The sequence below is a fragment of the Acinetobacter sp. GQ146 genome, from assembly GCF_059758585.1.
This window is the reverse complement of record NZ_JCAXDV010000004.1, coordinates 91,823-111,981: the sequence shown is the minus strand read 5'-3', so window position 1 is coordinate 111,981 and position 20,159 is coordinate 91,823. Positions and strand designations below refer to the sequence as shown.

Below are 20,159 nucleotides of genomic sequence, written 5' to 3'. Positions count from 1 at the left end.
AATGGGTCAAATTTCTACTCCTTCTATGCAAGCTCCAAATCCGATGAAAAAGAAAATCATCTCAGCCTTAATTGCAGTTGCCATTGGGCATGTTGGGGTATTGTGGGCGGTGAGCCAGATGAAAGCACCTGAACTCCCTAAAGTGGAAAAAGAGCCATTAAAAGTACGATTTGTCAAAATTCAAGAACAACCTAAGCCTTTACCTCCAAAGCCGAAAGCTGAACCGAAACAAGAGCAGCCTAAGCCGAAAGAAGTGAAAGAGGTCAAAGTGGTGGAAAAACCACAGCCACAACCTCCGAAGAAGGTGGAAAAAGTTCAACAAGTCAAAAAAGCAGAAACGGTTAAACCGGTGACTCAGCCGACAGTGCAACCGCAGAAACCTGCCGTGGTGAGCACACCCGTGGTAGAAAAAGTGGTAAGTAAGCCAGAACCAGCTCCGCAACCTGTTGTTGAAAAACCTGCACCAACACCTACCACCAAGCGAGTTTCGATTGGTGGCTCAGGGGTACAATGGAGTCGTTCACCAAGACCAAGCTACGGCAATAGTGACTTGAAAGGTGAAACACGTACCATTGTGGTACTGATTGAAGCAGATGAGAAAGGTAAAATTACTAATGCTCGTGTGACCAAATCGACCGGTCTTCCAGCTTTAGATGAAAAGATTTTACGCGCAGTGCGCAGTGCAAAATTCAAACCTTACAAAGAAAATGGTGTTGCTTATCCAATCCGAGCAGAGCAACCATTTGAATTGGAATTGAATCCTAACGGCTAACTATTTTTAGGAGTTCGAGTATGAACTTTTCAGTTTATTGGCAACATGCGGATGCAGTGAGTAAAACCCTGTATTTCGTATTATTGGCAATGTCTATCGCAACATGGACGATTTTTATTTTACGTCTGATGGGCACACGTCAACTTAAACAGCAAGCACATGCTCAACTTTCAGCAGCATTGACACAATTGAAAGCGAAATTAATGCCGCTCAGTTTTGAACAGCGTAAAGCCGTGGCTGAACAAGCGTTGCTTCGTCAAATTTCAGTGGAAAAAGCCAATGCTGAAAAAGGCGTATCAGTTTTAGGTACGATTGCGTCTATTGCACCCTTTGTGGGTTTATTCGGTACCGTTTGGGGTATTTTCCATGCCTTGGTAGCTGTAGGTAAAAGTGGTCAAGCCGGTTTGGCACAAGTGGCTACCCCAGTGGGTGAAGCCCTGATTATGACCGGTCTAGGTTTGGCTGTGGCCATTCCAGCAGTATTGGCATACAACATTTGTGTGCGTGCCAACCGTACTTTATCAAATGAACTACAAGATCAAGCTCATGGCTTGTTGATTGATACCATGTTGCAGCAAGAATCTGCGAGCAAAAAAGTTGACGTCAAAGCAACACAAGAAGGTTTAGTTGGAGGTCAAGCTTAATGGCTTTTCAATTGGGTGAAGACAACGATTCGGGCATGAATGAGATGAACCTCATTCCGCTCATCGATATTATGTTGGTATTGATGATCATCTTTTTGGTGACTGCGACCGTTGCCAACCCATCAATTCCATTAACCTTACCAAAAACCACAGCGGATATTGTCGATCCACCGCCTGAAGCCATTACCGTCAGTATTAATGCCAACGGGGAAGTGGCGTGGAATGACCAAATCATCAGCTTAGATGAACTGCAAACACGTTTTAACGATGCGGGTCAGCAACAGCAGAAACCAACGGTGCAATTACGAGCAGATAAAGAATCTCGCTATGATACCGTTGCACAAGTAATGTCACGTGCGAGTGAAGCCGGACTCAGTGATATTGCTTTTGTGAGTGAAAACTAATTATTACTGCTGTGAAAAAATGCGACCGATATGGTCGCATTTTTTATGGTCATATTAGTCACTTTTTAGCAGTGTCTGGAATTTACTGTGGAGCTTTAACAGCTTGGGTGGAATGGCAAAATTACAATAGCCTTGGGATGGATTGCGTGCAAAGAAATTCTGATGATATTCTTCGGCAGGGTAGAAGGTCGGTGCAGGACTCAGTTCAGTCACAATATTAAGCCCTTGGGCTTGCAGTTCCTCAATCATTTGTGCCGCAAGCTGCTGTTGCTCGGCATTAAAATAATAGATCACTGAGCGGTACTGTGTGCCAATATCATTACCTTGGCGGTTGAGCGTAGTCGGATCATGTGTGGCGAAGAAGACTTCGAGCAGTTGCGAGTATTGAATTTGGTTTTCATCAAAATCCACTAAAATCACTTCTGCGTGTTCGGTATCCCCACGGCAAATATCTTCGTAGCTTGGGTTTTCGGTCAGTCCACCAGCATAACCACTCACCACTTGCGTGACGCCTTTTAATTGCAGAAACACGGCTTCGACACACCAGAAGCAGCCCCCACCGAATAATGCCTGTTGCATGAAAATTTCCTATATAACGAATTGATCTACAGAATACGAGAACTTTATGGCATCACCATGTGCGTTCCGTTGTATATATGAAAAAGGTCTGTAATACAGACCTTTATATGGCTTAAATCCTTAACGTGGCTGCTTGGCGCTGCCCAGTTGAATCAACAAGTTGCCATGACGGTCTAAAAGTTTGAGGGTTTTGCCATACACTTGGTAATTGGTGACATTGGCGAGGGCACTATTAAACTGATTTGGAATAGTGCTGTCTATGCATGCCATTTGGGTGGATGCCATTTGCGACAGGACTAAAGTTTCACCAGTAGCTTGATAGGTACCCATGATGCGGTTGCAACCATCTGCACCAGAGACTCGTTTGCTGGCTTCATCGAATTGTAAGCTTGGAATATTACGGGCTGTTGGAGCTGTTTTAATCATTTGCGCGCCAATTTGCGTCACAATCCACGTGCGGTTTTGTAATTGCGCTAGGTTATTCACTTCAGTTGTGGAGGAAGCAGACATGGATTGGCAGCCTGTAAAAAGCAGTGCTGAGCCGAGTAGCGCGACACTAAGCGATTTTTTTAACATGTTGTAATTCCAGTTTTTTTAAGGTTATTTTTTAGTTATAAACAATGTGAAATTAAATTTCTAGTTGAAAATCGTATTTATTCAGACAAATTGGCACAGACTTTTATGCTTAATCTTTCGGTAGCCCTTGGCGAATCGTGCTGGAATAGTCTTGAAGCGATGCGAGGGATTGTACCCGTGGATTCACGTGGGCACGTTGATACCATTCCTGCAAGCTGTAACGGTGAGAGATCGCGTGCAGATCGTAAAGATAATTCGGCAAATAACCGGAAGCCAGCAGTCGGTAATCGAGCGGTAAAGGCTTTTGGCTGACTTCCTGAATCATGTCAAAGACCAAGGTCGTGCAGTTACTGCTTAGGGTGTTATACCACTTGGGTTTCTGAGCCAGTTCATGGGCTTTATTTAAATATTCCAGAAACAAAGCTTGGCTCTGCTTTTGCGACATTTTGATTGGAAAGAAATACACCTGTTCATGGCGAATATTGCTGCGGGTATAAATAATATCGGTTTCGTTGGCCGCGACCAGATTTAATTCATATTTGCGGAAAAAGCCGCCAATTGCAGAAAATTCTTCATCTTTTTCTTTACGAATTTCAATGGAAAAGGTCAGCGGTGCTTGATCGGCAAAATCAAAACTGACTAAGGTGTGGGCAATTTGTGGGCCAGTCCAATACGAGGTAATAATATTGACCCCCGTAATTTGATTGAGATTCAGTACACGGTTTTGCCAAACGGCATCATAGCGACCATCGGCATGCCAGTGAAAATCACGCACATTATGCAAGGTCACCTGATTGCCTTGTATTTCATAGCTCAGCAAGCGCGAAACCTCAGGATTCCAGTCACGATCTTGACGGGCATCTAAGCTGAAGTACCAGCCGAGTGCGCAAACAAACCCCAAAATATAGAGCAGAATATCTTTATTCCGACTGATGAGGTGTTGGCTAAAATAAATCCCCAAAATGCTGAGGGAAAAACATGCCCACGCCACAATAAGGCCGTAACTCACAATCGGATGTATGGGTTGCTGTACCCAGAGTGCGAGACAGAGCCAGAGCGAAGAAAGCAGCACGAACAGACTGAATATACAGTGGATCAACCATTTTACAGATTTTATCAGCAAGGTGTCGGATCCTGGTTGCTGCATATTCAGTCACTCATGTGGTTTTTTATTTGGTATAGGTGGCAAACTCAAAGGCAATTCCCGTGTTTTCATCCAGTTGTTTGCTGGAAGACACTTTTTTAAATTCAGCAGGAATGGCGGGATAGTAGGCATCTCCCTGTACATCCAGTTCAACATGAGTCAATTCCAGTCGATCTGTAATATCTAGGGTTTGCTTGAAGATTTCACCACCACCAATAATAAAGATGCTTTCAGGTTTTTCCGAAGCTTGGACATCGGCAACGGCTTGGGTTAAAGCTTCTTCTATACTGTAGGCGATTTTAGTGCCTTCGAATGACCAGTTAGGATCGCGAGTAATCACCCAGTTGACCCGCTTGGGTAAGGTGCGTCCCATCGATTCTAAGGTCTTGCGCCCCATTACCACCACACCGCCTTGGGTAATGGCTTTAAAGTGTTTGAGATCGGCAGGGATATGCCAAGGTAAGTCATTGCCTTTACCGATACAACGTTGCTGATCCATTGCTACGACATGTACAACTTCTAAATTTTGAAATGCCATTTACCCATCACCTGTTCGATAATTTTGAAGAAAAGATGTGCCTGAAGGCTAAGGCACATCATACCCGTAGCTTAAACTGCGACAGGGGCTTTAATTGCTGGATGTGACTCATAGCCGACAATTTCGATATCTTCAAATTTGAAATCGAAGATATCTTGAATGTCTGGATTGAGTTTTAACTGACACAACCCTAAAGGTTTTCGGCTCAGTTGTAATTTGGCTTGTTCAAAATGGTTGGCATAGAGGTGAGTATCACCGCCTGTCCAGACAAAATCACCGACCCCTAAGCCACAGACCTGCGCGATCATGTGCGTCAGGAGGGCGTAGCTGGCAATGTTAAAGGGTACGCCAAGGAACACATCGGCACTACGTTGATAGAGCTGACAAGATAATTTGCCGTCTTGTACGAAGAACTGGAACAAGGTATGGCAAGGCGGTAACGCGACCTGACCAGCTTCTTGAGGGTTCCAGCCTGACACAATCAGACGACGTGAATTGGGATTGGTCTTAATCTCATTCACGAGCCAAGTAATCTGGTCAAAACCATCTTGGGCATATAAACCATTTTCAAGTTGGGTTGCACCGAAGTTACGCCATTGATGACCATACACAGGCCCCAGCTCACCTTCTGGACGACCAAAACGCGCCGTTTGTTCTGCGGTTGCCCATTCATCCCAAATACTGACTTTATGGTCTTGCAAATATTGAACATTGGTATCGCCTTTCAGGAACCACAAAAGTTCAATCACAATCGAGCGGAAATGCACTTTTTTGGTGGTGAGTAAAGGGAAACCCTGATTGAGGTCAAAACGCATTTGATGACCAAATACTGAGCGCGTACCTGTACCGGTACGGTCGCCTTTATCACCACCGTGATCGAGGATGTGTTGTAGGAGGTCTAAATACGTTTTCATAAAACTCTCAAATAAACAATTTGGGAGAGCAGGGCGCTAATGGAATCGCCTGATCTTCCCAATTTAAATTATAAAATCTGGGGATGATTATACTGAATTGCGAGGTATAACGCACCCAACATTCTCGGCCCAGTCAGCATGATTACTGCTCTACAAAGTGAGGTAAAAAGTATTGAATCGAGCCGGATTAACCGCATTTGATTGCAGCAGTAACTTTTGGTGTGTTTGTTTTTTATTCAAAAGAAACCAATCAGGCACAAATGGAACTCTCAGAAAAAGAGGGGCTTATCGCTTGGTCTGTTACATGTTTATATTTTTTTACATTTTCTGTATGAAAAATTAAGTTTCACGGGCTACTATCAGCGCTCAGTGATTTTGATGTTAGATGCAAGAAGTTTGAGGTTTCAGGATGATTTATGATGTTAATACGGGTATGAGTGATGTCCATGCTCCTGCCGCAACTCAAATCATTGTTCGTTCCAATGCACAACAAAAACCTGATTCCCCACCAGCAAATAAAGAACGCAGTCGTACTTATACATCGAGTAATGCACAGCGTATAGATATTGATAAATTCACGCAAAAACTACAGGGCATTACCCGTCGTACCAGCACACAGAAATGTGCCAAGAGTATTCGTCTGGCACTTCAGTCTGCGGGTGCAAATGTACAGGGTCACCCTGTGGCTGCTGCGGATTGGGGCAGTACGCTAGAACGACTGGGCTATCGTCGTATCAGTCCGTCGTTTGATCAACCCAAAAAAGGTGATATTTATATTATTGACCGTACGCAAGGTCACACCTATGGGCATATCGCAGGCTATTCGGGTTCAGGTTGGGTATCGGATTTTAAACAGACAGGTTATGCCGTCTATAAAAATGCCAATGTTCGTTATAGTTATTACCGCTTAGATCACTGAAACATTGCTGTGTTTAAGCATAAAAAAGACCGTGTATTGCCGAGCATTACACGGTCTTTTTTTAGGGTCGATCAGCGGGTAAAAGGCCAGGCTAACTGAATCTCCGCTAGTCTTGTCGTTTAGCACGATTGTGATAAATCGATACCAAAAATAAGCCAACTGCATTAAAACCGAGGGCTTGTAACCACAGCGCCCATTTATGCTGTTCTGGTAACAGATAGACCAGACTAAAAAGTGCGAACAGTTGCATCGCATAAATCCCGTGATGCAGGGCTTTGCGGTAAGCATGCGTGGGGTCGAGCTTCAGATATTGCCGATAAAGCACATCGCTGAGCATACCCAATAGCAGGCTTAATCCGACCCAAACGGGAGGCAACGCAGCAATGCTAGAACAGAGATAAATGCCGATACAGACCGCGATACTGCTGACGAGTTTAATTTCACGGCTACATGATTCTGAATACCAAAAGCCGAGCATCAGGGTGCCTGATCTGAAGCTTGGCGATTAAGTAGAGCCAAGGGGGAAAACAGGCAAATCGATAAGGTCATAAAGCCGATGCCTTGAGCCCCAGGCAGTAAAATTTCACCCGCCTGCATGTGCATAAAGATTAATGCCAATAACAGGGCAAGTGGAATCCACGTCAGTAAGCGATAGAGGAGTCCAGTCGGGTTTTGAGCTGCGAAATGAATTTTGCAATAACGGCAGATTAAGAACACGACGCCAGTACCGACAAACATTAAAATGGCATCAGGCTTTAAGGGTTGCATCCAATACATGCCTGCGGTGACCACAGCAACCAGAATGAAAAGAACCAGTTTCTTGAATACCGCGATTTTGGGATCAAACCAGAATTCGAGCATAGGGTTTAGGAGAAGATCAGAAAGACAGCTTAAACTTTAGCATATGCTAGAGCACGACGCACGAATCGTGCTCTAGCGGGCGAGATGCAGGAGATGAATTATTTTTTGAGTGGACCCCAATCATAAATTTTCTTCTGATAGGCATACCACATCATCCAGAAGCCAATCAGGATCATCGGGATGGTGAGGAATTGTCCCTTACTCATCCACGCAATGAAGAGTTGTCCATTGTCTGGTTCGCGGAAAAATTCCACCACAAAACGGGCAACCCCATAACCAATTAAGAACAGTGCTGAAACCGCCATACGCGGACGCGGTTTAGAGCTGAACCACCACAGCACAATAAAGAGGATCAGTCCTTCACACAGCGCTTGATACAGCTGTGAAGGGTGACGCACCAGCTGGAGTGGGTCGGTAGGGAAGATCATGCCAAAGGCAAAGTTCGGGTCAGTAACTGGGCGACCATACAATTCACCACCAATAAAATTACCTATACGACCAAACATCAAGCCTGTCGGCACACAAGGGGCAATAAAGTCTAAAGTCTGGAACCATGTCATCTGGTATTTCTTGCACCAGAGTAACATCGCGATCATGACGCCTAAGAAGCCACCATGGAAGCTCATTCCTCCAGTCCAGACTTGGAATAACCAGAGAGGATTTGCCAGAAATTGTTCAAAGCCATAAAAGAAGACATAACCAACACGCCCGCCAATGACGACACCGAGTGCGCCATAAAAAATCAGATCGGAAACCATTTCTGAGGTCCAGCCTGTTCTGAGTTTGGCACGATAGGTCGCAAGCCCCCATGCAAACAAGAAGGCCAATAAATACATCAGTCCATACCAATGGACTTGTAAAGGACCCAATGAAATGGCAATGGGGTCGATATTTGGATAGGTCAGCATTCCTGTTCCTTGTCATTATGTTTTGCACAGATTTTAGCGGAATACAATGAAAAATGTTGTACATTCAATGTGTAAAGATATAGAGCAAAATTTATGTGTATTGTGGCAATCGCATGGCATATTTTAGCGCAAACGCCGTTATGCCTGATTTCTAATCGTGATGAATTCTATCATCGTCCCACACAAGCCTTATTTGAATGGCCCGATCAGGGCATTATTGCCGGCCAAGATTTGCAGTCGGGTGGGACGTGGATGGGAATTACCCCTTCGGGACGTTGGGCAATTGTGACCAATTTTCGGGATGGACGCGATCAGAAAAGCTACGTGACGTCACGTGGACATTTGGTGCAATCCTTTTTGCAGTCGGACTTGCCTCCGATTCGTTTTGCCCAACAGCTTGAGCAACATCAATGTGAATATGCGGGTTTCAATCTGTTTGTTGGAGATCGTGAACAAGCTGTTTATATGAGTAATCGCGGTGAAGCGCCCCAAGTGTTGGCCAAAGGAGTGTATGTGGTTTCCAATGGCTTGATGACGGAGCATTGGGAAAAGACCCGACATCTACGGAAACGCTTTACCCAAGAGCTGTTGCCAATGTTGCAAGGCGGGCACAGTAGCGAAGCAGAGTTGCAATATGCAGTTTGGGATATTTTGGAGGATGAGCGAAAAATCATTCCTGAGTTACTGCCAAATACGGGCATTAGTGCTGAAATGGAAGCGTTATTGTCTTCGACTTTTATTCAGAGTCCAGTCTATGGCACACGTTGCTCTAATTTCCTCAGAATGAGCCACCAAGGTTGGCAATGGCTGGAAAAATCACAGCAAGGTGAAACGCAAGGGCAGATCATTCAGTTGCAAACCCCTTTGAATTGTTCAAAATGACACATAAAAAATGCCGACACTAGGTCGGCATTTTTTGATTATGGATTAAACACCTGCGATCACACCGCCATCTTTACGGGTAATTACGACCGTTGCAGAACGTGGACGTGCGGTGCTGTTGCTTGGATCAGTTTGGGTTGCTGGCCAGTGGCTGGTTGCAGCATCATAACTGTCTGAGTCTTCACCTGGATGCTGCACATTAATGAAGATCGCTTTGTAATCTGGGGTCATGGCAATCCCCGTGATCTCACATTCTTTCGGTCCAACCAAGAAGCGACGTAAGGTTTTATCCGTTACTTGAGCACCAGCAATGGTCGCTTGACCGCTGATCGCTGTAGTCGCTCCGCCATCTCCAATTTGACCCGGTAGTGCTGCCAACATCATGCAGTTGGTTACATCAGTATAGGCACCATCATCCGTTTGAATCCACAGTACCCCACGTGGGTCGAACCACATGCCATCTGGAGATGACAAATCATTATTGTCAGTCAAACCCGATAAATTAATGTTTGAATCCATTGAGGCTTCAGAACCGAATAGGTAGATGTCCCATGTAAAGCTGGTCGCCGTGGTTTTATTGTCTGCTTCTTTAAAGCGGATAATATGACCGTTGACGTTACCTTTGCCACCTTCAGGGTCGGTATAGTTACGTGGGTTGGCTGCATCGGTTGGATAGTCTGAGCCACGTTTCGAGTTATTGGTCAAAGTCACATAAACTTCACCATTCACAGGGTTAACTGTTGCCCATTCCGGACGGTCCATTTTGGTTGCACCCAAGGCATCGGCTGCAAGGCGGGCAAAAGTCACCACATCCGCTTGTGAGCTAAATGGATAGATACTATTGGATGCATCTAAACCATTTTTACCATAGCTCAGCTCTAGCCATTGACCAGAACCGTCGCTATTAAATTTCGCCACGTATAACGTACCGTTATTCATGTATTTGTCGCCAGCAGTATAACCACCGTTCACATCTTTGCTGTCCCAGTTGGCAGAAGAGACAAATTTATAGATGTATTCACCACGTGAGTCATCGCCCATATAGAAGGCTAAAGGTTCACCTTCTACTGCACGACAAGCACTGTCTTCATGGGCAAAACGACCTAAAGAGGTACGTTTTACTGGATTATGACCACGGTCAAATGGGTCGATTTCAACCATCCAACCAAAGGTATTTGGACCATTACGATAGTCTGAAATAGCTTGGTCTGCGACGGCATCAGCATTCCAGCGATCATACAGGTCTTGAGATTCAAGTTGACCTTGTACAGTTTCCCAGCCATAACGTGAGCTAGATCCTGCTTTTAGACCATAGCGCTTAAGGGCAATGATTTCTGAAGCAGTGCGGTTAGCATCATCTGTTGAGCTACGAGCAAAATAGCCAATAAAGTTTTCTTCTGTGGTGAGGTAAGTGCCCCAAGGCGTGTAACCATTACCACAGTTGTTATGTGTACCACGGGTTTGCTTGCCAGCTGGAGAAAAGTTAGTTTTGACTAAATTTGACTCAGCTGCGGCACCGGCAAAATCCATCACGGTTGAAGCGGTAATACGACGGTTAAACAGTGAGCTTTTTACAATCTCAACTTTTTGTGTAGCACTGTCTTTCTTAATATGAACGACTGAAACACCATGGGCATTGGTTTCACGAATCACTTCATCTTCAGGGCGACGACCATCTACTTTGGTGGCACCTTGAGGGTGTAAGAAGGTTTGGTTAATGTATTCATGGTTCATGACCAGTAAACCTTCGGTAGACACCGTGTCATCGAATTTACCAGTACTGTTGTTTAATCCAAAGTAGTGCATGCCATCATGGCAGTCACCAGAGCGGAACTGGAAGCTTGGACCAGAAGGAACATTGTTGTCGTCCCAATCAGCATAGCTTGGGTTGATTGAGTCACCTAGTGCATATAAGACTGTTGCTTGATAGCCTTCGGGTACAGTCACAATGTCATTCAGGTTTTTATCAACCACAGAGAAGGTTAATTCGGTTGGTTTTTGATCTGGATCTACAGGAGTGCTTGGCGGGGTTGAATTATCATCATCGTCGCTACACGCGGTTAATGAGGATGCCAAAGCTAGCGCGACTGCACCGCTTGCGGTTTTCCCAATCAAGCTACGACGAGTCATACGTTGTTCTAAAATGTCACGGAAATGCACATTGTTAGAGGTGTTGTTATCTAGTTCCTGATCTTCATGATATGGCGTCAGCTCGGTCATGATTTTTCCCAATTCATCAATAAGTTATAAAGTCCTCATTAACTTATGGAATAAATATGACAAAGCTTTTACCAAACAGTGAAAATCTGGTGAAGAAATCAAGTCACTTTGATGAAAAAAAAGCAGACCGAAGTCTGCTGAGTTAAACCCGTAGTGTTTAGGTCATACGTCGTTGCTTTTCAATCAGCTTGCCAAAAAATAGACCGAGCTCAAATAGTAACCACATCGGCACTGCCAACATAATCATGGATAAGGCATCGGGTGGGGTAACAAACATCGAGACAAAGAAACAACCGACCACAATAAAGCGGCGCTTCTCGACCAATTGCTGTGTTGAAACCAAACCAATTAAAATGAGCAGCAGGGTGATCACTGGAATTTCAAAGGTTAGGCCAAATACCAAAAACAGCTTTAAACAGAAAGTGAGATAGCTATTAATGTCGGTCATGGGCGCCACAGTTTCGGGTGTGACACTCATAAAGAAATGTAAGATGGAAGGCAAAGCTACATAGTAAGCAAAGGCAATCCCTGCATAAAACAAAGCAATACTGCCGACCAAAAGTGGCAGGGCAAGCGATTTTTCTTTTTCATATAGGGCCGGCTTAATAAAAGCCCAAACCTGATAAATGATGAACGGCATGGCAAGCATCAGTGCCACAAAAAAATTCAGCTTAAAAGGCGCCATGAAGGTGGCTGTTACATCAGTTGCAATCATCGACGATGACACGGGTAACTGCGCACGTAAGGGTTCAGACATTAACTGGTAGGTGTGATTTGCAAAGGGCAATAGGCAAAAAAACAGTGCGATTAATAAGCCGACAACTTTGAACAAATGCTGCCTTAAAGCCACCAAATGCTTGGTAATTGGCATTTCTTCTAAAGGGGCTTGGGGGTGTTGTAATGGGTTGGGTAGATTCTGAGATTCTATGGGCATGTTCATACCGCCACCTTTAATTCGGGTAATTGAACAAGAGTATCTGTAGTCGGTGTCATGCTTTTATCTGTTTTTGATGCAGGACAATGAAACGGATGACGATGAATCATGGAGCATTTGTGCTCCGTAAGCGGAATATAATTTAAAATTAAATTTTTATTTTCAGTAACGTTGTTTTGCTGTTGTTGTTCGATCACGCTATGACTTTGTTGTTGTAATTCCTGCATTTGAGCTTGCATTTTTAGCTCAAGTTCTTGAATACGTTTCATTTCATTTTGCATTTGTTCGCGTAGTTCAGACATCCGTAATTCTCGGTCAATATCATTTTGGACATTGCTGATCATACGTTTCAGTTTGCCATACCATTTACCTGCAAAACGTGCAGCTTCAGGAAGCTTATCTGGTCCGAGCACCAATAATGCAATGATGCCGAAGGTCAGTAACTCCGTCATTCCAATATTGAGCATATGCTGAATACCTACAAATTAAGAACGTGTTGAAGATTTAACTTCAGCCGTAGTTTGATGTTCGAGAGTACGTGGTTCACTCAGTGTTGATGTTGTTTCATCCTCTTTCACTGATTTTTTAAAATCTTTGATTGCACCACCGACATCTTTCCCGAGATTTTTGAGTTTTGATGTGCCAAACAACAAAATCACCACGATAGCAAAAATCAGTACGTGCCAAATTGATAAGCCTGCCATTGTTTTTTCCTCTTTTTAATTTAAGCCATATCACAACAGCTTGGTATGACAGCGGTGTGACGCTCAGGTTGCAGTTTTAAGACAGCACGGCAAAATACAGGCAAACATGCAAATTCCAGTGCTATGATGATTTTGTGAAATTTCAAGGAAATTCAGGTGAATTTGCTGCTACCGGTGCTGGCATTTATAACAGGATTCATTCTCGCAACCAGTAGGTTTGCGCCTCAGCTCAAGACTGGACTATCGAGTCTGCTCGCACGTTGTTTTATCCCGATAGTGATTATTTACAACATGGTGTTTTATCAGGCTGGCAGTTTGAGCCTGATGCTGTTCAGCTTTATGGTTGCTGTAGTACTCTTCTATTTTTTCTACGCTTTTTCCAAGAATAAGCTGAAAGCATTGTGCTTTAGTTACGTCAACATGGCCTGGTTGGGCTTTCCATTTGCAATCGCTTTGTTTGGTTCACAAATCAGTGCAGCGATGGTGGCACTGTATATTGGCGGATCAATCTTTGGCAATGTGTGGGCAGTCACTGCGGTTAGTGCGACTCCGCAGCCACTCTCTTTGCTTTTGAAAAAAATTATGCGCTCTCCGCCAATGATAGCCTTGAGTTTGGCTGTACTTTTTCGTGCGATGGGGATGCAGCACTGGTCGGACCATCAGGGGCTCGATGGGCTGTATAGCGCAGCCAAATTTGGCATGAGCTTTTCAGGCATGTGTGTGCTGGGCATGTGGTTAAGACATACCAAAGTGTACGCAACTGACTTGTGGCAAAGTAGCAAAATGGCGGCACTAAAATTACTCTGTGGCATCGTACTTTGCGGTTTGACCTATTATTTGGTCCCTATCCCACATATCGAACGCTATATCGGTGTGATGTTTTTACTGTTTTGTTTGCCGCCGGCTGCCAATATTGTGGCTTTGGAAACCCATTATCAGGGTACTGGAACCTCAGCAAAGTATATTGCTTCAGGGACAATTGTAAGTTGCGTGGTGGTGAGTCTGTATGGAGCTTTACTGCATCTGTTTTCTTGAGGTGCAGCTCTCTCCTGAGCGGAGAGAGGACTTGAAACATAAACAGATGGGGACGTTATTTTTCTAAACTGTGCTTAAATAATTGCATGGCTTGACCGCGATGACTGATCTTATTTTTTTCTGCCTTTGAAAGCTCGGCACTACTCAGTCCAAGTTCCGGTAGCCAGAACAGTGGATCATAACCAAAACCGTTTTCACCCCGTGCAGCTTCGAGTACTTCACCTGTCCAAATGCCTTGGAAAATTTGTGGTAGCGGATCATCGGCATGTTGCACCAATGCCAGTACGCAAACGAACATGGCCTCAATCGCCTCACCATCTTTACGCAATGGTTGGAGTTCGGCCAAGAGTTTCTGATTGTTGGCCGCATCATCGCCATGTTCACCTGAAAAACGCGCAGAATAGATGCCTGGTGCACCGCCTAAAACCGGCACGCAAATGCCCGAATCATCGGCAATTGCAGGTTTGCCTGAAATACGGCTGGCATGGCGGGCTTTAATGATGGCATTTTCAACAAAGCTCAAGCCATCCTCAACCGCATCTTCAATGTTCAGTTGCCCTTGTGGCACAACGTGGACTGGGAGTTGAAGCTCGGCAAAGAGTTTCTCAAATTCAGCAATTTTACCTTTGTTATTACTGGCAAGTACCAATGTGCCTTGAGATAGCCAATCTTGTGCAGACATGAAAATTACCCTTATGTTGGAATTGGCTTAGTGTAGTCGATTTTAGCCGCCATCAAGCAGGCGATTTTTTGAATGAGATTGAGAGCGCACGAAAATTAATCTGAGACTTCGTGTTTGCAAAACTTACCAGCCTAAACCACAGGGCAATAAAAAAGCACCCGAAGGTGCTTTTAAAATGCAATACAAATTACTGCGCCTGAATCCATTTGTCCGCACGGTCACGTGCCAAACGAATCTGGTCTTGAGTCAAGTTGGCCGCCAAAGCGGTTTTCTTGCCTTCAGACATCGAAATCACTTTGTTGTCGAGCATGCCATCACGGGTAGAAAGTTCGTACCACTGGTAAGCACCAATGTAGTTTTTCTTTTGCTCTTCCATCATGGCAAGGTTAAAGCTGGCACGGTTGTCGCCATGGCTGGCTGCTTTTTCAAAGTATTGGCGAGCCAAAGTTTCATTCTTGGCCACACCGACACCATCGGCATACATACGACCAACATTTAACTGAGCAGGGGATAAGCCCTGATCAGCAGCAGCTTTAAACCAAGCAAATGCCTGACGGTCATCTTGCTTAATGTCTTTACCAGTTTGGTATTTGGTGCCTAAGTAAAACTGTGCCGCAGGTTGTCCTGCTTTTGCCGCTTTCACTAGGTTACCAATGTCCATGGTAGAATATTGGGCAGCTTGACTAGCAATGGAAGCAGATGGCGAAACATACTCAGCATGAGACTGAATGCTAAAAAGTCCAAAAACTAGTGTGCTTAGTAATAATTTTTTCATAGTGCGCTCACTCGATAAATTGCGACTTCACCAAACAGATTCGGGATATGTTTACTCAGTAAACTACCTTGCTGATCCCCATTTACGGCAAGTCGATTAATTATTCGGATGTTGTTTTCTGCACAAAGTGCTTCAAAATCACGAAAAGTACATAAGTGGATATTTGGAGTATTATACCACATATACGGTAATGCTTCTGAAACAGGCATCATTCCCTTTAAAGCTAAGAAAGAACGTGTCTTCCAATGCGCAAAGTTTGGAAAGGTAATAATGGCTTGTTTCCCCACGCGCACCATATCACGTAATAATACGTCAGGCGCATCTACTGCTTGCAAAGCTTGTGCCATGACCACATAGTCGAAAGACTGGTCGGCAAAACGACTTAAACCTAAATTTAAGTCCTGCTGAATAATATTTAACCCTCGACTGATGGCAATTGCAATCTTTTCCTGATCAATTTCTAAGCCATATGCACGAATGTTGTGCTGTTTGCTCATGTGTGCCAGCAATTCGCCATCACCACAGCCCAAGTCAAGCACTTTAGAATCTGGTTTAATCCATGCTTCTGCCAGTTGATGATCGATACGCATTACACAGCCTCCTTAGGGGTAGATTTGAGGTGTTCTTCACCACCTAAAAATGCACGTAATGATTTGACATACAGCGGAATCGGGAACAAGAACGAATCATGACCTTGTTCTGCGCTAATATCTAAATAGCTGACCGGTTTATGATTGGTAATTAAAGCATCTACAATTTCTTGTGAACGTTCAGGAGTAAAGCGCCAGTCGGTGGTAAATGACACCACCAGAAACTTACATTGGGTCTGAGACATCGCTTGGGTCAATGAATGTTCGTATTCACGGGAAGGGTCAAAGTAATCCAGCGCCTTGGTCATTATCAGATAAGTATTGGCATCAAAATTACGGCTGAACTGTTCGCCTTGGTAACGTAAATAGCTTTCGACTTGGAATTCGACATCAAAACCGTACATAAATTTGCCAGACTTTAAGTCACGTCCAAATTTTTGTTTCATGGCTTCTTCAGACAGGTAGGTAATGTGACCCACCATACGCGCCAAAATTAAGCCGCGTTTCGGATAGCTGTCATGTTCTAAATAACGACCTTGATGAAAGTCAGGATCCGACAAAATCGACTGACGCGCCACTTCGTTAAAGGCAATGTTCTGTGCGGAGAGTTTTGGTGCGCTGGCAATAATCACGCATTTTTGTAAACGCTCAGGATAATCGACCGACCATTGTAACGCCTGCATGCCACCCAAAGAGCCGCCAATAATCGCGTACCAAGTTTGAATACCTAAGCGATCAGACAGCATGGCTTGGGTTTTGACCCAGTCTCGCACGGTGACTAAAGGAAAGTCGGGGCCATAGGGACGATTGTCATTTTCTGGATTGGGTGAGATTGGACCCGTAGAGCCACTACAGCCGCCAATATTATTTAAGGCAACCACAAAGAATTTAGAAGTATCAATCGCTTTACCAGGACCAATACACGCATCCCACCAGCCTGCTTTTTTATCATCTGCATGATGATAACCCGCAGCATGGTGATGTCCGGACAAGGCGTGACAAATGAGAATGGCATTCGAGTGATCTGCGTTGAGTGTGCCGTAGGTTTCAACCATCATTTCAAAACGTGGTAAAACACGACCACATTCAAGTTCTAACGGCTCTTCGAATTGGAACTTTTGTGGGGTTACGAGGCCCACTGAGTCAGCTGGAAAAGACACAGAAATACTTCGCCTTAAATTTTTTCGATCAATAAACAAAAGGATACCACTTGAGGGTATCCTTTCTAAAGTTTTTTTATGCTTAAACTGCGGCAGCAATCACTTGTTCAGTGCTAAGCACGCCTTGTTCAATTAAGCGATTGGTACAAGCAAGGATTGCTTCAATCGATGCAGTGACAATGTTGTCATGGATGCCAGCACCAAAGGCTGACTTACCAGTACCTTTCACCTGAATCTCAATCAAGGCTAAGGCTTTCGCATGTGCACCAGAGCCAATGCTGCGTTCTTCATAGTTCAAGACATCAATCGGTAATTGAAGTGCATTCAACATTGCAGAAATCGGACCGTTGCCTTCACCACGTAAATGTTGAGTTTCACCATTAAGTTCGATATCTAACTCAATCACTTGGTTGCCATTTTCATCCGACAAACGGTAATTTTTCGCTGAATAATGTGCATCTTTGGTTTCAACGTAGGTATTTTTAAACAAGTTCCAGATTTGTTGTGCTGAAACTTCAACACCTTCTTCATCCGCTACTTGCTGCACCACTTGAGAGAATTCAATTTGCAAACGACGCGGCAACACCACATTGTAGTTCGATTCTAATAAGTACGAAATACCACCTTTACCTGATTGTGAGTTGACGCGAATGACCGCATCGTAGTCACGACCCAAGTCTTTTGGATCGATTGGTAAGTATGGCATGTCCCAGATTTCTTCATTTTTCTGGTATTCAAAGCCTTTTTTAATTGCATCTTGGTGTGAGCCAGAGAACGCAGTAAAGACCAAGTCACCTGCATATGGATGACGTGGGTGCACAGGTAAGCCAGTGCATTCTTCTACAGTGGCAATCACTTCATTAATGTTGGAGAAGTCTAAGTTTGGTGCCACACCTTGGGTGTACATGTTTAAGGCAATTGCTGCAACATCAACGTTACCTGTGCGTTCACCATTCCCAAACACACAGCCTTCTACACGGTCAGCACCCGCCATAATCGCCAATTCAGAAGCAGCGATACCACAACCACGGTCATTGTGACAGTGCACAGAAATAATCACGCCGTCACGACGAGCAATGTTACGGTGCATCCATTCAATTTGATCGGCATAAACATTTGGTGTAGACACTTCTACGGTTGCAGGCAAGTTCAAAATGACTTTCTGTTCTGGGCGAGCATCCCAGATTTCAGTCACAGCGTCACAGACGTCTTTTGCAACTTCTAATTCAGTTGCAGAGAAACATTCTGGGCTGTATTGGAAGACCCACTCAGTTTCTGGTTGTTGTGCTGCATATTCTTTGACTTTTTCTGCTGCGTTAATCGCTAATTGTTTTGCACCTGCAATATCCACATTCAATACTTTTTGACGGAAGGTCGGAGAGTTTGAGTTGTAGATGTGCACAATGGCACGTTTAGCCCCTTGTAAAGATTCAAAGGTACGTTGAATTAAGTGATCACGTGCTTGAACCAAAACTTCAATATAGACGTCATCAGGAATGTGACCTTCTTCAATCAACTTGCGCGTAAAGTCAAAGTCAATTTGCGATGCAGAAGGGAAGCCAATTTCAATATGTTTAAAGCCAATTTTGACCAACATTTGGAACATTTTAAATTTTTGTTCCATGTCCATCGGTTCAAAAATTGCTTGGTTACCGTCACGAAGGTCGGTACTCATCCAAATCGGCGCTTGGGTAATTTCTTTGTTTGGCCATTGACGGTCAGGCAAGTCTACACGCTGGTACATGCGACGGTATTTTTTACTTGGATCAGCCAACATCATGAGGAACTCCTTGTGTAGTGTCCGTTGCTCGGTATTATTAAAATGCAACGTACTACTAATATATGGTGTCTATTTCAACAAAATTAAAGGGATATTTAGGGGGGATTGCTTAAAAATAGCAAAATTTTTATACGCGCGCGTGGCGCAGCATCAGGAGATTCATTCTAGGTTGAGCGTGAGTCGGAAAAGCAAAAATATCATTCGTTTTCATCATGTAACCATCAAGATCAAGACAGAGATTTCACTTATGCAATCATTCGCATATAGCTCAATGGAGTCTAGGCGAAAATTGGATATCGTGCAAAGGTTCATCATTTATTCTAATGAGGTTGCAAGGGAAATGTTTTTCTAATTTTGCGTTATTATTTTAATATAAGAAAAAATTTCCCAAGAAAATTGTAATTTTTGAAAAATTAGATAAGAAACTGAGATCAATACTTATAATTCTGACCACATTCGAATTAAGTTGTGATAGATATTGGTCAATTTCATCACTTCTGGATAAGCATCATCATGATCTTTACGTAATTGACGAATGCTTTCATCGAGATTGAACAGGAGATGTCGTTTCTGGTCCTCACGAATTAAGCTTTGTACCCAAAAGAAAGAAGCAAAACGTGTACCTCGAGTAATGCTACTTACTTCATGTAAGCTGGTTGCGGGATAGAGCACAACATCGCCTGCAGGTAACTTCACTTCATGATAACCATAGGTGTCTTCAATCACCAAATCGCCACCATCATATTCTTCGGGCTCACTTAAAAATAAAGTACAGGATAAATCCGTGCGCATTTGTTGTGAGGTCCCGCGAATCAGGCGAATCGAGTTATCAACATGAAAACCAAAACTTTCATGTTCGTCATAACGGTTAAACAGCGGGGGAATGATTTGATGCGGCAATGCAGCGGCTTGAAAAATTGGATTTTTCCAAATGGCTTGAATTACCAATTCACTCAGATGATGGGTGAGCGGATCATTTTCGGATAATTGTTGATTTTGTTTGACTGAAGCAGAAAGGGTGCCAGCTGTGACTTTCCCACCCACCCAATTGGCTGTTGCCATTAATTGGCGGAATTCAGCGACTTGTTCTTTGGATAAAACATTTGGAATGTGATGAATCACAGCCTATATCCTTCTT

24 protein-coding genes are annotated in these 20,159 nt (G+C 43.9%); 6 read left to right on the top strand and 18 right to left on the bottom strand.

From position 1 onward, the window contains the following. The first annotated feature begins 1 nt into the window (after position 1). From AC6CHI_RS08500 to AC6CHI_RS08490, 3 genes are read left to right on the top strand one after another with little or no spacing between them, the layout of a single operon-like run. On the top strand, positions 2-772 hold the full coding sequence (locus tag AC6CHI_RS08500; RefSeq protein WP_498120701.1) for a TonB family protein: 771 nt from the start codon (positions 2-4) through the stop codon (positions 770-772). A gap of 20 nt (positions 773-792) precedes the next feature. Next, a complete protein-coding gene (locus tag AC6CHI_RS08495; RefSeq protein WP_458892653.1) occupies positions 793-1,416 on the top strand; it encodes a MotA/TolQ/ExbB proton channel family protein in 624 nt (207 codons plus the stop codon). Beyond that, the gene (locus AC6CHI_RS08490) at positions 1,416-1,820 is read left to right on the top strand and encodes an ExbD/TolR family protein (RefSeq protein ID WP_458892654.1); all 405 of its coding nucleotides are present in this window, start codon (positions 1,416-1,418) and stop codon (positions 1,818-1,820) included. Before AC6CHI_RS08495 ends, AC6CHI_RS08490 begins: the two co-directional genes overlap by 1 nt. 54 nt (positions 1,821-1,874) lie before the next feature. Here the strand turns inward: AC6CHI_RS08490 and msrA are convergent, their stop codons facing one another. The 5 genes from msrA to thyA form a co-directional block, all read right to left on the bottom strand. Then, the gene (msrA, locus tag AC6CHI_RS08485) at positions 1,875-2,399 is read right to left on the bottom strand and encodes a peptide-methionine (S)-S-oxide reductase MsrA (protein ID WP_458892655.1); all 525 of its coding nucleotides are present in this window, start codon (positions 2,397-2,399) and stop codon (positions 1,875-1,877) included. Positions 2,400-2,519: 120 nt separating this feature from the next. Further along, positions 2,520-2,975 carry an META domain-containing protein gene (locus AC6CHI_RS08480; protein WP_498120699.1) on the bottom strand — a complete coding sequence of 152 codons (456 nt, stop codon included), beginning with the start codon at positions 2,973-2,975 and terminating at the stop codon, positions 2,520-2,522. A 109-nt stretch (positions 2,976-3,084) separates the two neighbouring features. After that, positions 3,085-4,122, bottom strand: a complete 1,038-nt coding sequence (locus AC6CHI_RS08475) for an Lnb N-terminal periplasmic domain-containing protein (RefSeq protein WP_498120698.1) — start codon at positions 4,120-4,122, stop codon at positions 3,085-3,087. Positions 4,123-4,144: 22 nt separating this feature from the next. Next, positions 4,145-4,657, bottom strand: coding sequence for a dihydrofolate reductase (locus AC6CHI_RS08470; RefSeq protein ID WP_498120696.1), 513 nt, complete (start codon positions 4,655-4,657; stop codon positions 4,145-4,147). Between the two features lie 71 nt (positions 4,658-4,728). Continuing rightward, complete coding sequence (thyA, locus tag AC6CHI_RS08465; RefSeq protein WP_498120694.1) at positions 4,729-5,571, bottom strand: thymidylate synthase; 843 nt, start codon at positions 5,569-5,571, stop codon at positions 4,729-4,731. Between the two features lie 409 nt (positions 5,572-5,980). Here thyA and AC6CHI_RS08460 point away from each other — a divergent pair, with 409 nt between their 5' ends. After that, entirely contained in the window at positions 5,981-6,490 is a 510-nt protein-coding gene (locus tag AC6CHI_RS08460; RefSeq protein WP_458892660.1) for a peptidoglycan amidohydrolase family protein, read from the top strand. A 106-nt stretch (positions 6,491-6,596) separates the two neighbouring features. Here AC6CHI_RS08460 and AC6CHI_RS08455 read toward each other — a convergent pair whose 3' ends face one another. From AC6CHI_RS08455 to lgt, 3 genes are all read right to left on the bottom strand, one after another. Continuing rightward, positions 6,597-6,968: a hypothetical protein gene (locus AC6CHI_RS08455; RefSeq protein WP_498120692.1), complete on the bottom strand. Its 372-nt coding sequence runs from the start codon at positions 6,966-6,968 to the stop codon at positions 6,597-6,599. After that, positions 6,968-7,351, bottom strand: coding sequence for a hypothetical protein (locus AC6CHI_RS08450; RefSeq protein WP_498120691.1), 384 nt, complete (start codon positions 7,349-7,351; stop codon positions 6,968-6,970). The genes AC6CHI_RS08455 and AC6CHI_RS08450 overlap by 1 nt, the downstream gene beginning before the upstream one ends. Before the next feature lie 98 nt (positions 7,352-7,449). Continuing rightward, complete coding sequence (gene lgt, locus AC6CHI_RS08445; RefSeq protein ID WP_458892663.1) at positions 7,450-8,259, bottom strand: prolipoprotein diacylglyceryl transferase; 810 nt, start codon at positions 8,257-8,259, stop codon at positions 7,450-7,452. Between the two features lie 93 nt (positions 8,260-8,352). On the opposite strand from lgt, the gene AC6CHI_RS08440 reads away from it, so the two are divergent. Continuing rightward, on the top strand, positions 8,353-9,141 hold the full coding sequence (locus AC6CHI_RS08440) for an NRDE family protein (RefSeq protein WP_498120690.1): 789 nt from the start codon (positions 8,353-8,355) through the stop codon (positions 9,139-9,141). Positions 9,142-9,186: 45 nt separating this feature from the next. Here AC6CHI_RS08440 and AC6CHI_RS08435 read toward each other — a convergent pair whose 3' ends face one another. The 4 genes from AC6CHI_RS08435 to tatA all read right to left on the bottom strand — a co-directional run bounded on the left by AC6CHI_RS08435 (position 9,187) and on the right by tatA (position 12,999). Then, the gene (locus AC6CHI_RS08435; protein WP_498120689.1) at positions 9,187-11,361 is read right to left on the bottom strand and encodes a PhoX family protein; all 2,175 of its coding nucleotides are present in this window, start codon (positions 11,359-11,361) and stop codon (positions 9,187-9,189) included. A 157-nt stretch (positions 11,362-11,518) separates the two neighbouring features. Then, on the bottom strand, positions 11,519-12,301 hold the full coding sequence (gene tatC, locus AC6CHI_RS08430) for a twin-arginine translocase subunit TatC (protein WP_498120688.1): 783 nt from the start codon (positions 12,299-12,301) through the stop codon (positions 11,519-11,521). After that, positions 12,298-12,762 (bottom strand): Sec-independent protein translocase protein TatB, encoded by a 465-nt coding sequence (gene tatB, locus AC6CHI_RS08425; RefSeq protein WP_498120686.1) that lies wholly within the window; start codon positions 12,760-12,762, stop codon positions 12,298-12,300. Before tatB ends, tatC begins: the two co-directional genes overlap by 4 nt. Positions 12,763-12,780: 18 nt before the next feature. Continuing rightward, positions 12,781-12,999 carry a Sec-independent protein translocase subunit TatA gene (tatA, locus tag AC6CHI_RS08420; RefSeq protein WP_498120685.1) on the bottom strand — a complete coding sequence of 73 codons (219 nt, stop codon included), beginning with the start codon at positions 12,997-12,999 and terminating at the stop codon, positions 12,781-12,783. A 156-nt stretch (positions 13,000-13,155) separates the two neighbouring features. On the opposite strand from tatA, the gene AC6CHI_RS08415 reads away from it, so the two are divergent. Further along, positions 13,156-14,034: an AEC family transporter gene (locus AC6CHI_RS08415; RefSeq protein WP_498120684.1), complete on the top strand. Its 879-nt coding sequence runs from the start codon at positions 13,156-13,158 to the stop codon at positions 14,032-14,034. Between the two features lie 55 nt (positions 14,035-14,089). On the opposite strand, the gene rdgB is transcribed toward AC6CHI_RS08415, so the two are convergent. The 6 genes from rdgB to AC6CHI_RS08385 all read right to left on the bottom strand — a co-directional run bounded on the left by rdgB (position 14,090) and on the right by AC6CHI_RS08385 (position 20,143). Continuing rightward, positions 14,090-14,716 (bottom strand): RdgB/HAM1 family non-canonical purine NTP pyrophosphatase, encoded by a 627-nt coding sequence (gene rdgB / locus AC6CHI_RS08410; protein ID WP_498120683.1) that lies wholly within the window; start codon positions 14,714-14,716, stop codon positions 14,090-14,092. Positions 14,717-14,903: 187 nt separating this feature from the next. Continuing rightward, on the bottom strand, positions 14,904-15,491 hold the full coding sequence (locus tag AC6CHI_RS08405) for a tetratricopeptide repeat protein (RefSeq protein ID WP_458892671.1): 588 nt from the start codon (positions 15,489-15,491) through the stop codon (positions 14,904-14,906). Further along, entirely contained in the window at positions 15,488-16,081 is a 594-nt protein-coding gene (metW, locus tag AC6CHI_RS08400; RefSeq protein WP_016168236.1) for a methionine biosynthesis protein MetW, read from the bottom strand. Before metW ends, AC6CHI_RS08405 begins: the two co-directional genes overlap by 4 nt. After that, positions 16,081-17,241: a homoserine O-succinyltransferase MetX gene (gene metX, locus AC6CHI_RS08395; RefSeq protein WP_498120681.1), complete on the bottom strand. Its 1,161-nt coding sequence runs from the start codon at positions 17,239-17,241 to the stop codon at positions 16,081-16,083. Before metX ends, metW begins: the two co-directional genes overlap by 1 nt. An 82-nt stretch (positions 17,242-17,323) precedes the next feature. Next, positions 17,324-19,021: a 2-isopropylmalate synthase gene (gene leuA, locus AC6CHI_RS08390; RefSeq protein WP_498120679.1), complete on the bottom strand. Its 1,698-nt coding sequence runs from the start codon at positions 19,019-19,021 to the stop codon at positions 17,324-17,326. A gap of 438 nt (positions 19,022-19,459) precedes the next feature. After that, positions 19,460-20,143, bottom strand: a complete 684-nt coding sequence (locus tag AC6CHI_RS08385) for a Fe2+-dependent dioxygenase (protein ID WP_458892674.1) — start codon at positions 20,141-20,143, stop codon at positions 19,460-19,462. Between the last annotated feature and the right edge of the window lie 16 nt (positions 20,144-20,159).

What these genes read in the sequence shown, in the direction of transcription:
- AC6CHI_RS08455 (WP_498120692.1), bottom strand. Translation starts at nt 6,968, where the DNA reads ATGCTCGGCTTTTGGTATTCAGAATCATGTAGCCGTGAAATTAAACTC.
- tatB (WP_498120686.1), bottom strand. Translation starts at nt 12,762, where the DNA reads ATGCTCAATATTGGAATGACGGAGTTACTGACCTTCGGCATCATTGCA.
- AC6CHI_RS08490 (WP_458892654.1), top strand. Translation starts at nt 1,416, where the DNA reads ATGGCTTTTCAATTGGGTGAAGACAACGATTCGGGCATGAATGAGATG.
- AC6CHI_RS08435 (WP_498120689.1), bottom strand. Translation starts at nt 11,361, where the DNA reads ATGACCGAGCTGACGCCATATCATGAAGATCAGGAACTAGATAACAAC.
- lgt (WP_458892663.1), bottom strand. Translation starts at nt 8,259, where the DNA reads ATGCTGACCTATCCAAATATCGACCCCATTGCCATTTCATTGGGTCCT.
- rdgB (WP_498120683.1), bottom strand. Translation starts at nt 14,716, where the DNA reads ATGTCTGCACAAGATTGGCTATCTCAAGGCACATTGGTACTTGCCAGT.
- AC6CHI_RS08495 (WP_458892653.1), top strand. Translation starts at nt 793, where the DNA reads ATGAACTTTTCAGTTTATTGGCAACATGCGGATGCAGTGAGTAAAACC.
- AC6CHI_RS08480 (WP_498120699.1), bottom strand. Translation starts at nt 2,975, where the DNA reads ATGTTAAAAAAATCGCTTAGTGTCGCGCTACTCGGCTCAGCACTGCTT.
- tatC (WP_498120688.1), bottom strand. Translation starts at nt 12,301, where the DNA reads ATGAACATGCCCATAGAATCTCAGAATCTACCCAACCCATTACAACAC.
- AC6CHI_RS08450 (WP_498120691.1), bottom strand. Translation starts at nt 7,351, where the DNA reads ATGCTCGAATTCTGGTTTGATCCCAAAATCGCGGTATTCAAGAAACTG.
- tatA (WP_498120685.1), bottom strand. Translation starts at nt 12,999, where the DNA reads ATGGCAGGCTTATCAATTTGGCACGTACTGATTTTTGCTATCGTGGTG.
- AC6CHI_RS08460 (WP_458892660.1), top strand. Translation starts at nt 5,981, where the DNA reads ATGATTTATGATGTTAATACGGGTATGAGTGATGTCCATGCTCCTGCC.
- msrA (WP_458892655.1), bottom strand. Translation starts at nt 2,399, where the DNA reads ATGCAACAGGCATTATTCGGTGGGGGCTGCTTCTGGTGTGTCGAAGCC.
- AC6CHI_RS08500 (WP_498120701.1), top strand. Translation starts at nt 2, where the DNA reads ATGGGTCAAATTTCTACTCCTTCTATGCAAGCTCCAAATCCGATGAAA.
- AC6CHI_RS08470 (WP_498120696.1), bottom strand. Translation starts at nt 4,657, where the DNA reads ATGGCATTTCAAAATTTAGAAGTTGTACATGTCGTAGCAATGGATCAG.
- leuA (WP_498120679.1), bottom strand. Translation starts at nt 19,021, where the DNA reads ATGATGTTGGCTGATCCAAGTAAAAAATACCGTCGCATGTACCAGCGT.
- thyA (WP_498120694.1), bottom strand. Translation starts at nt 5,571, where the DNA reads ATGAAAACGTATTTAGACCTCCTACAACACATCCTCGATCACGGTGGT.
- AC6CHI_RS08440 (WP_498120690.1), top strand. Translation starts at nt 8,353, where the DNA reads ATGTGTATTGTGGCAATCGCATGGCATATTTTAGCGCAAACGCCGTTA.
- metW (WP_016168236.1), bottom strand. Translation starts at nt 16,081, where the DNA reads ATGCGTATCGATCATCAACTGGCAGAAGCATGGATTAAACCAGATTCT.
- AC6CHI_RS08405 (WP_458892671.1), bottom strand. Translation starts at nt 15,491, where the DNA reads ATGAAAAAATTATTACTAAGCACACTAGTTTTTGGACTTTTTAGCATT.
- AC6CHI_RS08475 (WP_498120698.1), bottom strand. Translation starts at nt 4,122, where the DNA reads ATGCAGCAACCAGGATCCGACACCTTGCTGATAAAATCTGTAAAATGG.